The organism is Bradyrhizobium sp. UNPF46, assembly GCF_006658625.1.
GTDB classification, from domain to species: Bacteria; Pseudomonadota; Alphaproteobacteria; order Rhizobiales; family Xanthobacteraceae; genus Bradyrhizobium; species Bradyrhizobium nitroreducens.
Genome location: NZ_LFJB01000034.1, coordinates 1 through 13,027, shown reverse-complemented (window position 1 = coordinate 13,027; position 13,027 = coordinate 1). Strand labels below are relative to the sequence as shown.

Annotated in this window: 10 protein-coding genes; all 10 read left to right on the top strand. The window is 64.7% G+C overall.

Features of this window, described 5'->3' with window-relative positions; genetic code table 11:
* Window positions 1-136 precede the first annotated feature (136 nt).
* The 10 genes from UNPF46_RS14740 (at window position 137) to UNPF46_RS14690 (ending at window position 13,011) form a co-directional block, all read left to right on the top strand.
* The gene (locus UNPF46_RS14740; RefSeq protein ID WP_142250494.1) at window positions 137-3,628 is read left to right on the top strand and encodes an indolepyruvate ferredoxin oxidoreductase family protein; all 3,492 of its coding nucleotides are present in this window, start codon (window positions 137-139) and stop codon (window positions 3,626-3,628) included.
* 187 nt (window positions 3,629-3,815) lie between these two features.
* Window positions 3,816-4,874, top strand: coding sequence for a hypothetical protein (locus tag UNPF46_RS14735; protein ID WP_142250493.1), 1,059 nt, complete (start codon window positions 3,816-3,818; stop codon window positions 4,872-4,874).
* A gap of 129 nt (window positions 4,875-5,003) precedes the next feature.
* Complete coding sequence (locus tag UNPF46_RS14730; RefSeq protein WP_142250492.1) at window positions 5,004-5,510, top strand: DUF4262 domain-containing protein; 507 nt, start codon at window positions 5,004-5,006, stop codon at window positions 5,508-5,510.
* 895 nt (window positions 5,511-6,405) lie between these two features.
* Window positions 6,406-7,563, top strand: a complete 1,158-nt coding sequence (locus tag UNPF46_RS14720) for a thiolase family protein (protein ID WP_100176966.1) — start codon at window positions 6,406-6,408, stop codon at window positions 7,561-7,563.
* On the top strand, window positions 7,563-7,952 hold the full coding sequence (locus UNPF46_RS14715) for a Zn-ribbon domain-containing OB-fold protein (protein WP_100176965.1): 390 nt from the start codon (window positions 7,563-7,565) through the stop codon (window positions 7,950-7,952). Before UNPF46_RS14720 ends, UNPF46_RS14715 begins: the two co-directional genes overlap by 1 nt.
* Before the next feature lie 249 nt (window positions 7,953-8,201).
* Window positions 8,202-9,062, top strand: coding sequence for a MaoC family dehydratase (locus UNPF46_RS14710; RefSeq protein ID WP_142250491.1), 861 nt, complete (start codon window positions 8,202-8,204; stop codon window positions 9,060-9,062).
* 193 nt (window positions 9,063-9,255) lie between these two features.
* Window positions 9,256-10,134: an SDR family oxidoreductase gene (locus UNPF46_RS14705; RefSeq protein ID WP_142250490.1), complete on the top strand. Its 879-nt coding sequence runs from the start codon at window positions 9,256-9,258 to the stop codon at window positions 10,132-10,134.
* A gap of 109 nt (window positions 10,135-10,243) precedes the next feature.
* Window positions 10,244-11,197 carry a dihydrodipicolinate synthase family protein gene (locus tag UNPF46_RS14700; RefSeq protein WP_100181397.1) on the top strand — a complete coding sequence of 318 codons (954 nt, stop codon included), beginning with the start codon at window positions 10,244-10,246 and terminating at the stop codon, window positions 11,195-11,197.
* 4 nt (window positions 11,198-11,201) lie between these two features.
* Window positions 11,202-12,017, top strand: coding sequence for an NUDIX hydrolase (locus tag UNPF46_RS14695; RefSeq protein ID WP_142250489.1), 816 nt, complete (start codon window positions 11,202-11,204; stop codon window positions 12,015-12,017).
* Between the two features lie 79 nt (window positions 12,018-12,096).
* Window positions 12,097-13,011 (top strand): DMT family transporter, encoded by a 915-nt coding sequence (locus tag UNPF46_RS14690; protein ID WP_142250529.1) that lies wholly within the window; start codon window positions 12,097-12,099, stop codon window positions 13,009-13,011.
* Window positions 13,012-13,027 lie beyond the last annotated feature (16 nt).

Here is a 13,027-nt window from a genome sequence, read left to right as displayed (position 1 = left end):
TGGTCCAGATTTGTGATGCGCCGCGTTAAATATCCGACATAGAGTGGCGGAGGTGGTCGGCGCGCCCTAGCTAAAAACAACGGGAAGGCAACGGCTTAAGTCAGCAAGACCTGAACAGGGCGATAAAGAGGACAGCATGGGCATCAACCAGGGTCCGATCAGTCTCGATCAAAAATACACCCAGGAAACCGGGCACGTCTTCACCACGGGCATCCAGGCCCTGGTCCGCCTGCCCATGGCCCAGATCCGCCGCGACCGTGCCGCGGGCCTCAATACGGCGGGCTTCATCTCCGGCTATCGCGGCTCGCCGCTCGGCGGCTACGACCAGCAGCTCTTCGCCGCCCGCAAGCATCTCGAACAGTACAACATCAAGTTCCAGCCCGGCGTGAACGAGGATCTGGCGGCGACCGCGGTCTGGGGCTCGCAGCAGCTCAACCTCTCGCCCGGCGCCAAATACGACGGCGTCGTCGGCATCTGGTACGGCAAGGGCCCCGGTGTCGACCGCTGCGGCGACGTGTTCCGCCACGGCAATGCCGCAGGCTCGGCCAAGAACGGCGGCGTGCTCTGCCTCGCCGGTGACGACCATGGCGCAAAATCCTCCACCGTTCCGCATCAGTCCGACCATGCCTTCATGTCGGCGCTGATGCCTTATCTCTATCCCTCGAGCATCCACGAGATGATCGAGATGGGGCTGCTCGGCATCGCGATGTCGCGCTATTCCGGCTGCTGGGTCGGCATGAAGGTGATCACCGAGACGGTGGAGACCACCGCCGAGATCGACCTCACCGACGAGATGAAGCCCTTCGTCATCCCCGCCGATTTCGAACTGCCGCCCGGCGGCCTCAATCTGCGCTGGCCCGACGACCGCTTCGAGCAGGACCGCCGCCTGCAGGACTACAAGGGCTTTGCCGCGATCGCCTTTGCGCGCGCCAACCGGGTCAACCGCGTCACCATGGATTCGCCGAACGCCCGCTTCGGCATCATGGCCTCGGGCAAGAGCTACGAGGACGTCCGCCAGGCGCTGCGCGAGCTCGGGATCACCGAGGAGGTCGCGGCAAAAATCGGCCTTCGTCTCTACAAGATCGGCATGCCCTGGCCGCTGGAGCCGGAAGGCGTGCATGAATTCGCCGTCGGCCTGGAGGAGATCTTCATCGTCGAGGAGCGCCGCGAGATCGTCGAGAACCAGGTCAAGCAGGTGCTGTTCAACTGGCGCGACGACGTGCGCCCGCGCATCGTCGGCAAGATGGACGAGCACGACAAGCGCTTCCTGACCTTCGCCGCCGAGCTCAGCGTCGCCTCGCTTGCGACCTCGCTCACCGAGCGACTTCTCAAGCTCGATCTCAACCCCGAGATCGCTTCGATGCTCCGCGCCAAGGCCGACTGGTTCAACGGCCGCCAGGCGACCCAGATGCAGGCGGTCGCACCCGTCTCCCGCACTCCGTATTTCTGCTCCGGCTGTCCCCACAACACCTCGACCAAGGTCCCTGAAGGCAGCCGCGCGCTCGCCGGCATCGGTTGCCATTTCATGGCGCTGTGGATGGACCGCTCGACCGAGACCTTTACGCATATGGGCGGCGAGGGCGTGCCGTGGGTCGGCATCGCCCCCTTCACCAACGAGAACCACATCTTCGCCAATCTCGGCGACGGCACTTATTTCCACTCCGGGCTGCTCGCCATCCGCCAGGCGGTCGCCTCCAAGACCAATATCACCTACAAGATCCTCTACAACGACGCGGTCGCCATGACCGGCGGCCAGCGCCATGACGGCGATCTCTCGCCGCAGCAGATCACGTTCCAGCTCCACGCCGAGGGAATTCGCGAGATCTATCTGGTCTCGGAGGCGCCCGACGCCTATCCGGCCGACACCATCGCGCCCGGCGTGAAGAAGTACCATCGCGACGAACTCGACAACGTCATGAAGATGTGCCGCGAGTACAAGGGCACCTCGGCGATCGTCTTCGTGCAGACCTGCGCGGCCGAGAAGCGGCGCCGCCGCAAGCGCGGGCTGATGGAGGATCCGGCGCGCCGCGTCATGATCAACCCGGCCGTCTGCGAAGGCTGCGGCGACTGCTCGGTGCAGTCGAACTGCATCTCGGTCGAGCCGCTGGAGACCGAGTTCGGCCGCAAGCGCACCATCAACCAGTCGTCCTGCAACAAGGACTATTCCTGCCTCAAGGGTTTCTGCCCGTCCTTCGTCACCGTCGACGGCGGCAAGCCGCGCCACCGCGCACCCAGCGAGCTTGCCGATATCGGCGAGCTGCCGGAGCCCGCCTCGCGGCCGACGCTCGACAAACCCTACAACATCGCGGTCGGCGGTGTCGGCGGCACCGGTGTGCTCACCATCGGCGCGCTGCTCGGCATGGCCGCCCATATCGAGGGCAAGGCCTCGATGATCCTCGACATGTCCGGCCTTGCGCAAAAGGGCGGGGCGGTGCTCAGCCACGTCCGCCTGTCGGATCATCCGGCCGAGGTGACCTGCTCGCGCATCGTCACCGGCACGGCCGATCTCGTGCTCGCGGCCGACGAGGTGGTCGCGGTCGCCAAGGACACGATCTCGCTGTGCGACACCAGCCGCACCCGCGGCATCATCAACAGCCACGTCATTCCCACCGCCGATTTCGTCCTCAATCGCGACTTCAACTTCCAGACCCGCAAGCTGAACGGGCTCCTGGAAACGGCGCTGCACAAGGACTCCGTGTTCTTCGATTTCACCAAGCCGGCCGAACAGCTGCTCGGCGATGCCATCGCCACCAACATGATGATGATGGGCTATGCCTATCAGAAGGGCCTGTTCCCGCTGTCCGCGGAAGCGATCGAGCAGGCCATCGAGATCAATGGCGTCTCGATCAAGATGAACAAGGAAGCCTTCCGCCTCGGCCGCCTCGCGGTCGCCGATCCCAAGCGTCTGGCCGACATGCTGAAGGGCACGGACGAGGTGGTCGCGCCGAAGACGCTGGACGCGATGAGCCTCGACGAGGTCATCGAGCACCGCGCCAGGCACCTCACGGCCTATCAGAACGGCCGTCTGGCCAAGCGCTATCGCAAGCTGGTCGACCAGGTTCGCGATGCCGCGGTGAAGGGCGGCTATGGCGATGCGTTGCCGCGCGCGGTCGCAGTGAACTATGCGAAGCTCCTGGCCTACAAGGACGAGTACGAAGTCGCGCGCCTCTACACCGACGGCGCCTTCGAGCAGCAGCTTCGCGACCAGTTCGAGGGTGACTTCAAGTTCAGCTTCAATCTCGCGCCGCCGATCCTCGGCAGCGGCGTCGACGCGCTGGGCCGCCCGAAGAAGCGCGCTTTCGGCCCGTGGATGCTGAAGGTCTTCCGCGTGCTGGCGAAGTTCAAATTCCTGCGCGGCACGGCACTCGACATCTTCGGTCGCAGCGCCGACCGCAAGCTCGAGCGCGATTTGATCGCCGGCTACGAGAAGGACGTCACGACCGTGCTCGGTCTGTTGTCGCCCGTCACTGTTGACACCGCGGTGGAGTTGCTCTCGCTGCCCGACCGCATCCGCGGCTATGGCCCGGTGAAGGAGAAGGCGGTGGCGGATGCCAAGGCGCGCTACGCCCAACTGGCTGCGGACCTGGCGAATCCCCCGCCGGCACCAAGGCAAATCGCCGCCGAGTAGGGCGGTCTCGTAGGGCGGATTAGCGAAGCGTAATCCGCCAAATCTGTTGCCGTTGGGACCAATGCGGCGGATTACGCTTCGCTAATCCGCCCTACGAACTCCAACCGGCTTCGCTCGCGTTTGACAAGAGTTGCGCTCACGCGATACGAACAACCTGCGATAGTGAAGCGCGGCGGAGAATTCGCTCGTGCGCTATGCGGGGCGGCGACCGATGTCATTGCGCACTGTGTTGATTCTGTTTGTGGCCGTCGGCGTGTTGGCGTCGCTGGGGCTGTACTGGAATCAGCATTCCATCGACCGCGTCATGCGGGACGGCTATGGCACCATTGGAAAGGTCACGTCGGCGCAAGTCACCTCGTCGCGGTTTCCGTTCGTGTTCGATGGCATTTGGCCACGCTATGTCGATGAAAGCCTGTCGATCGGATTGCAATGGACCGGGAAGGACGGCGTTCAGCGTGAGCGCGCGGGCATTCCGGTCAGTGACGCCTACGCGGCGCGGATCACGGTCGGCGGTCAGCTCAAGCTCCTGACGATCCCCATTCAGGCCGTTGACGACGATTCATCGCTTCCGGTCGTGGTCGAGGATCTCGACGACCATCTGAACCATATTCGCTCCACGTTGAGGTTCATGCTGGGGGGAGCCGCCGTTTGCGCCGTGCTTCTGATGCTCGTGATCGGGTGGCAGGCATGGTCGGCGCGACGGAGCGAGCCCGGGAGTGCCGCAATCGCCGCCGCGTCGCGGCCCTTTCCTGTCACCCTCGGGATCCTGACCGCCGCGATGCTCCTGTTCGGCGGCTACATGCTGGCGACCTCCTATGTCGAACAGAGCATGTTGAAGGAGATCCTCGATCACGGCAACGAGGCCACCGCGGACATCACGCGCGCCTATGGCGAGGTGAGCAAGGCCGGCGATGCCCCCAGCTATCGCGTCATTCTCGCGTGGACTGACAAGAGCGGACAAAAGCAAACCTACGGACCGACCCACATCAGCCCGGCCTTCTGGCAGCAGATCACGCGCAACGGCGTCCAGACGGTGAGGCAAACCAGAATCCGCTATCTCCAGGGCAGGCCGGATGCCCGGCCTCTCATCGTGGACGACGCCGCCGAGCGCCAGCACCAGGACAGTATCGGCGTAAAGTCAGGCGCTGCGTTTCTCGCCTTCGGCCTGATCCTGGCCGGCGTGACCGCGTTTCGCTATCGGGCAAGTCCGGCGGCGCCATCGCGGCGGAGTAGGGAGTTCTCGTAGGGCGGATTAGCGAAGCGTAATCCGCCCTACGAGCTCCATTGCGCTGATGCCGACTTCAGTCCGGCGATTTACCCGTTCCGAGCACTTTGCTAGTCGTATTCTCGTTCCTCCCGATATCGGATACGAGCGATGTTCACAGCCCTTGATGCGCCTCCCGATCGGCTCGATAAGCACGAGCGGAATTTCGTCGAGAGAATCCGCGCGCATGGTTGGTTCGGCACGCATGTCATGCCGGATGACGAGGGGCCGGGCTTCATCTACACGACCGGATTCTGGCTGAAGTTCAACTTTCCAGAGGTGATCCTGTTTTCGATGCGGCAACAGACCGCTCAGGACACGTTCTGGACGATCTATCGCGAGCTCGAGGCAGGGCGGCGTCTGCCGATCGGCGAGCCGACAGATGCGATCTTTGGGAACGTCACCGCGGTCTTTCTGTCGGTTTCGTCGCGGCAATATCCAAACTACCTCGGCTGGAGCAGGTGGTTTTACGGCAATGATGAGTTCGAATGCCTCCAACTCGTCTACCCCGATCGCGACGGTCATTTTCCATGGGCGGCGGAAGCGTCCGCCGAAGCCCGCGCTGCGCAGCCCGATCTGATCGAAGGCAATTGGCAGGGGCGGCGCAAGATCTCGTAGCGTGGGCAAGGCGCAACGCGCCGTGCCCACGACCTCTCCATGATTGCGCAAGGGACGTGGGCACGCTTCGCTTTGCCCACCCTGCGACACCATCCGTTGCGTCGGCGTCGGGCAAAACACCCAGGCCCTGGGTCAATCCACCGGCGCGAAAATATTCCGCTTTACCGAAATTCGGAATTGTCGTATCACCCCGCCACCTCATCCCTCTCAGAGGGGCGTATCGCGATCGTCACGAAACGCGGGGTGAGCGGCGGTGGACGCGGGCTGCGTCGCACGGGCAATCGTCTCGTGCACACGACAGGCGCGGTCTCGCGTACGGCAAAATCGTGTGGTCCTGACGCCCGCAGGCTGGCGTCAAGTCTTGCGATCACTCGCAGGGCGACGGGGGCAATAGTGCAACGCTCCCCGGGGAGAGCGCGACATAAGCCGTAAAGCCACTGCGCAGGGAAGGCCGGATGTTCGGCCGCACCTGTATGCCGCTGTGCATCTGTTCTTCGCGCATTCGCGCACAGCGGACCGTGGGTGCCCAGCCGGCACCCGGTCTTCCCTGCGCCCTCTGGTTTTGGAGGGAGGCAAGACGGACGCAAAGCTCGGGCGAGATGCGCCGCGAGGATGCGGTGGTGTGTCTGCGATCAAACTCTCGTGCCCCGGACGCTGCGCAGCACGAAGTGGTGCGCTGCAGAGCCGGGGCCCATTGCACCGAGTCCGCGGCCTCATGGGTCCCGGCTCTGCGCAGCAACGCCGAGGCGTTGCAGCGCGTCCGGGACACGAGAGCATCATCCACTTGCGCCGAGCCGCTGCCCTCTCGCAGGGCGGAATATTTCCGCGCTTGCCAATCCGCCCGGTGCGGTTCAGAAAAACGGGGCAATAAGAAACGCGAGCGGAGACCTCTGTTTTGACCATCAAGGGCAAGGCCTACATTGCCGGGATCTATGAGCACCCGACCCGGCATGCGCCGGACAAATCCACCGCCCAGCTTCACGCCGAGGTCGCCAAGGGCGCGATCGAGGATGCCGGGATCAGCAAGGACGATGTCGACGGCTATTTCTGCGCCGGCGATGCGCCCGGCGGCGCCTGGCCGATGGTCGATTATCTCGGCCTCAACACCAAGAAGCTCCGTCACGTCGATTCCACCGAGACCGGCGGCTGTTCCTATATCATCCATCTCGGCCACGCCGCCGAAGCGATCGCCGCGGGCAAGTGCTCGATCGCGCTTGTTACGCTCGCCGGCAAGCCGCGCACCGGCGCAATGCCGCCGCGCGCGGCCGGCGCCGAGGTCGATTTCGAGTCCGCCTACGGCGCGACCACGCACAATGCCTATGGCATGTGTGCCATGCGCCATATGCACGACTATGGCACCACCAGCGAGCAGCTCGCCTGGATCAAGGTCGCGGCCTCGCATCATGCGCAGTACAATCCGCATGCCATGCTCAAGGACGTCGTCACCGTCGAGGACGTGCTGAACTCGCCGATGATCTCCGATCCCCTGCATCGCATGGATTGCTGCGTCGTCTCCGACGGCGGCGGCGCGATGATCGTCACGACGCCCGAGATCGCCAAGAGCCTGAAAAAGCCGCTCGTGCGCCTGATCGGCCATGGCGAAGCCATGAAGGGTCCGCGCGGCGGCAAGGATCTCGATCTCACATACTCCGCCGGAATCTGGTCCGGCCCGCGCGCGTTCGAGGAGGCCGGCATCACGCCGAAGGACATCAAATACGCCTCGATCTACGACAGCTTCACCATCACGGTGCTGATGCAGCTCGAGGATCTCGGCTTCTGCAAGAAGGGCGAGGGCGGCAAGTTCGTCGCCGACGGCAATCTGATCTCGGGCGTCGGCAAGCTGCCGTTCAACACCGACGGCGGCGGCCTCTGCAGCAACCACCCCGTCAACCGCGGCGGCATGACCAAGATCCTCGAGGCCGTCAGGCAGCTGCGTGGCGAGGCGCATCCGAAGGTGCAGGTCAAGAATTGCGATCTCGCCATCGCCCACGGCACCGGCGGCCTTTTGGGTGTTCGCCACGCCGCCTCGACGGCCATTCTGGAGCGCGTGTGATGAGCGAAGCAAAGAAGTACCCGGCCCCGGTGACGAACCCCGAGACCGCTGCGTTCTGGGACGCGGCGAAAGAGGGCAAGTTCATGATCAAGCGCTGCACCGCCTGCGGCGAAGCGCACTACTTCCCGCGCTCGATCTGTCCGTTCTGCTATTCCGACAAGACGGTGTGGGAGGAGGCCTCGGGCGAGGGCACGATCTACACCTGGAGCCTGATGCGGAAGTCGCCGACCGGCCCGTACGCCATCGGCTATGTCACGCTGAAGGAGGGGCCGTCAGTGCAGACCAATTTCGTCGACTGCGATCTTACGACGCTGAAGATCGGCCAGAAGGTGAAGGTGGTGTTCAAGCCGACCGACGGTGCGCCATTGCCGTTCTTCACGCCGGCCTGAGCCGAAGTTGCGTAGGGTGGGTAGAGCGAAGCGAAACCCACCGCCGCAGCCATGATGGGTTTCGCTGCGCTCTGCCCATCCTACGAAATCCCCGTTCTTCAATTTGTAGGACGGTCCTCATCCTGAGGAGCTTGCGAAGCAAGCGTCTCGAAGGTTGGCCACAACAAAGAAGCGTTTCGGGCATCCTCATGGTTCGAGACGGCGCAAGAGCGCCTCCTCACCATGAGGATGAGAACCAGAGGAAACAAAATGTCCGCCAGATACGAAGAGCTCAAAGCCCTCAAGAACCTCGGCCAGAAATACGCCTACGGCGATCGCGAGGTCATGCTCTACGCCTACGGCATCGGCCTCGGCGCCGATCCCATGGACGAGAACGAGCTCGCCTTCGTCAACGAGGGCACGTTCACGCCGCGGCCGCTGAAGGTGGTGCCGACCTTTGCGTCCGTCGCCGCCTGGGGTTCGGGGCCTGGCGAGATGAATCTCAATCGCGTCATGGTGGTGGACGGCGAGCGCGACATTACCTTCCACCAGCCGCTGCCGGTGGCCGCCAACATCACCGCCGATTCCTCCGTGCTTGAGGTCTATGACAAGGGCAAGGACAAGGGCGTCGTCATCGTGCACCAGACCGTGCTGAAGAACGAGAAGGGCGAGAAGCTGGCAACGCTGGTGGCCTCGCGCTTCGCCCGCGGCGACGGCGGCTTTGGCGGGCCGAACCTGATCCAGCCCGATCCGCACAAGATTCCCTCGCGCGCGCCTGACAAGACCATCGACATCACCACGCGCCCGGATCAGGCGCTGGTCTATCGCCTCTGCGGCGACCGCAACCCGCTGCACTCCGATCCGGAGTTTGCCAAGAAGGCCGGTTTTCCGCGCCCGATCCTGCACGGCATGTGCACCTACGGCATCACCTGCCGCGGCGTGCTGCAGACCTATGCCGATTATGATGCGAGCGCCTTCCGCCAGCATGTCGCGCGGTTCTCCTCGCCGGTCTTTCCCGGCGAGACCGTGACGATGGATCTCTGGAAGGACGGCAACACGATCTCGTTCGAAGCGAAGGTGAAGTCGCGCGGGGTCACCGTGATCAAGAACGGCAAGACGGTGCTGGGTTAGGCGGGCACCGGCGTTTCACTCCCTCGCCCCGCTTGCGGGGAGAGGGTGGGGTGAGGGGGAGTCTCCCCGGGGACGGTGATAGTTGAGTTCTCGGAGGCTCCCCCTCACCCTGAAATCAAGCTGCGCTTGATTTCAGGCCTCTCCCCGCAAGCGGGGAGAGGCGAAGAAGAAACAAAAACAGGGAGGAGCCACCATGGGATTACTCGACGGCAAGGTTGCGCTGATCACCGGTGCGGGTGGGGGGCTCGGTGAGGCCTACGCAAAACTGTTCGCGCGGGAAGGGGCCTCGGTCGTCGTCAACGATCTCGGCGGCCCCCGCGACGGTTCCGGCGCTGACAAATCCATGGCCCAGCAGGTGGTCGACGCCATCAAGGCCGAGGGCGGCAAGGCGGTGGCCAACGGCGCCGACATCTCCACCATGGAGGGCGGCCAGTCGGTGTTCGACGACGCCATCAAGCACTTTGGCCGTGCGGATATTTTGGTCAACAATGCCGGCATCCTCCGCGACCAGACCTTCGCCAAAGCCTCGGAGGCCGACTGGGACAAGGTCATCAAGGTGCACCTGAAGGGTACCTTTTGTTGCACCATGCCGGTGTTTCGCTGGATGCGGGAAAATGGCGGCGGCGTCATCGTCAACACCTCCTCGACATCGGGCCTGATCGGCAATTTCGGCCAGTCCAATTACGGCGCGGCCAAGGGCGGCATTTGGGGCCTGTCCAACGTGCTGGCGATCGAGGGCCGCAAGTACAACATCCGGATCTGGACGCTGGCCCCGGGCGCCCTGACCCGCATGACCGCAGACCTGCCCCGCTATAAGGAGAACCCCGGCGCGGCGCTGGGGCCGGACGGCATCGCGCCGGCCGTGCTATACATGGTCAGCGACTTGTCGGGCGAGCAGACCGGCAAGGTGCTGGGCGTATCCGGGCCCCGCGGCGTGCGCGAAATGCGGATGATGGAAATGGAAGGCTGGAAACCGCCGCACACGGGCTGGAACGCCCGGGACATCGCCGATCATGCCAAGGAGATTTTCTTCTCCGAGGAGCAGATCAAGATGGGCGCGCGGAGGTTTTAGGCTGTTCCGTCATTCCGGGGCGTGCGAAGCACGAACCCGGAATCTCGAGATTCCGGGTTCGGCTCTTCGAGTCGCCCCGGAATGACGAACAGAGAGACAGGGAATGACGATGAAACTCACCGCCGACGCCAAGGGCACTTTCGCAATCGCGCCGACGCCGTTCCACGACGACGGCCGGATCGACGAGCGCTCGATCGATCGCCTGACCGATTTCTACGAGGAGGTCGGTTGCGACGGCGTCACGGTGCTCGGCATCCTCGGTGAAGCCCCCAAGCTCGACGCGGCCGAGGCGGAGCAGGTGGCCGTGCGCTTCATCAAGCGCGCCAAGAAGATGCAGGTGATCGTCGGTGTCTCAGCGCCGGGCTTCGCCACCATGCGCTCGCTGGCCAAGGCCTCGATGGATGCCGGTGCGGCCGGCGTGATGATCGCGCCGCCGCCGAGCCTGCGCACCGACGATCAGATCGTCGGCTATTTCAAGCAGGCGGCGGAAGCCATCGGCCCCGACGTGCCCTGGGTGCTGCAGGACTATCCGCTCACCTTGCAGGTGGTGTTCACGCCGTCCGTGATCCGCAAGATCGTCATGGACAATCCGAACTGCGTGATGCTCAAGCACGAGGACTGGCCGGGCCTGGAGAAGATCACGACGCTGCGCGGCTTCCAGAAGGACGGATCGCTCCGTCCGCTCTCGATCCTCTGCGGCAATGGCGGCACCTTCCTCGACTTCGAGATGGAGCGTGGCGCCGACGGTGCCATGACGGGCTACGCTTTCCCGGAGCTGCTGATCGACGTCGTCAACCTCTCCAAGGCAGGCAAGCGCGATGCCGCGCACGATCTGTTCGACGCGCATCTGCCGCTGATCCGCTACGAGCAGCAGCCCGGCGTCGGCCTGACCATCCGCAAATACGTGCTGCAGAAGCGCGGCATCATCGCCTCCAGCGCGCAGCGCAAGCCGGGCGCCACCATCACGGCGACGGCGAAGGCGGAGGTCGAGTACCTGCTGTCGCGCGTCGCCCGCTTCGACAAGCGCGCCAATCTCGGCCCGCAATCCAGCGCCGCGGGTTAGTTGCATGGCCGAGACATCAGCATCACGCCCGGCCTCGACGATCCTCCTGCTGCGCGACGGCGCAAAGGCCGACGGCAAGGGCCGCGGCGAAATTGAAGTCTTCATGATGGTCCGCCATCATCAGATCGAGTTCAACTCGGGCGCGCTGGTGTTTCCCGGTGGCAGCGTCGATGCCGGCGACAACGAGATCGTCGCCCGCGCCGACCTGTATTCAGGCGGCGAGGGCCTCAGCGAAGCGGACCGCGGTTTTCGGATCGCTGCGATCCGCGAGACTTTTGAGGAGAGCGGCATCCTGCTCGCGCGGTCCAAGGACGCGGGCACGCCGGTCGACGCCAAGCGTGCCGGCGAGCTTGCCGATGCGCATCGCGTCGCGCTCAACGAGCACAAGGTCAGCTTCTTGAGCATTCTCGCCGACAATGGCCTCCAGCTCGCGCTCGACACGCTCGTGCCTTACGCGCACTGGATCACGCCGGAGGGCATGCCAAAACGCTTCGACACCTGGTTCTTCCTGGCAGCCGCGCCGCCCGACCAGCTCGGTGCGCATGACGGCCGCGAGTCCACCGATTCGATCTGGATCTCGCCGCGCGAGGCGGTGGAGGGCGGCGAGAGCGGGCGCTTCAAGCTGCCGTTCCCGACCACGCGCAATCTGATCCGGCTCGCCAAGCAGGGCAGTGTGAAGGACGCGCTGGACCATGCCCGCGGCCTGTCGATCGTTACGGTGATGCCGGTCATGACCAAAACCGAAACCGGCCGCCAGCTCCGCATCCCCCGCGAAGCCGGCTATGACGGCGAGGTGTTCGAGGTGGGGGCGGTCGGCTAATATACTTCGACGCCCGACGAAGTATTGAGGGCCGCAGCCGCGCTAGGTTCCGTCCATCATGGAATGGACGGGACGCATGATGGACAACCGGCAGGACACCAACATCGCTGGCGAGCTGGCGCTGCTGGTTGCGCTCGCAACGCTCTGGGGCGGCTCCTACACATTCATCAAGCTCGGCGTCGCCACCATTCCGCCGATCACGCTGATTGCGGCGCGCACGGCCGTTGCCGGCCTGCTCCTGCTCGTCGTGATGTGGGGGCGGGGCATCAGGATGCCCACCGACGCCGCGACCTGGCAGCGCTTCGCGTTCCAGGCCGTGCTCAACAGCGTCATTCCCTGGACGCTGATCGCCTGGGGCGAGCGTCATGTCGATGCCGCGCTCGCCACCATCCTCAACTCGGCCGGGCCGATCTTCACCTTCCTGCTCACCGCAATCGTCACCCGCCACGAGGCGACGACCCCGCGGAAGCTGTTCGGCGTGGTCGCCGGCATGGCCGGCATCCTGCTGATCGTCGGCACCGATGCCTTTCATGACGTCGGCAGCGGCCTCCTCGCGGAAGCCGCCATCGTCGCCGCCACCATCTGCTACGCCTGCGCTGCGATCTTCGGCCGCAGCTTCAGGGGCCTCGATCCCATGGCGCCGGCCGCCGGCTCGCTCCTGGCCGGGGCCGCGGTCCTGATCCCGGCCTCGCTCGTGGTCGAGCAGCCCTGGACGCTGTCGCCCTCGCTCAGCTCCGTGCTGGCGTTGCTCGCACTCGCCGTGTTCTCGACCGCCGCGGCGTTTGCGATCTATTTCCGCCTGATCCAGACCCTGGGTTCGGTCGGCACCACGGCGCAGGCCTATTTGCGCGTCCCCATCGGGGTCGCCATCAGCGTCGCCTTCCTCGGCGAGACCCTGAGCCGGACCGCCTGGATCGGGCTTGCCTGCGTCGTCCTCGGCGTCGCCGCCATGACGATCCCGGCCCGGCCGCAGCCGAGCGTCAAACCGTCATAGGCGGGGGAGGGGGGCC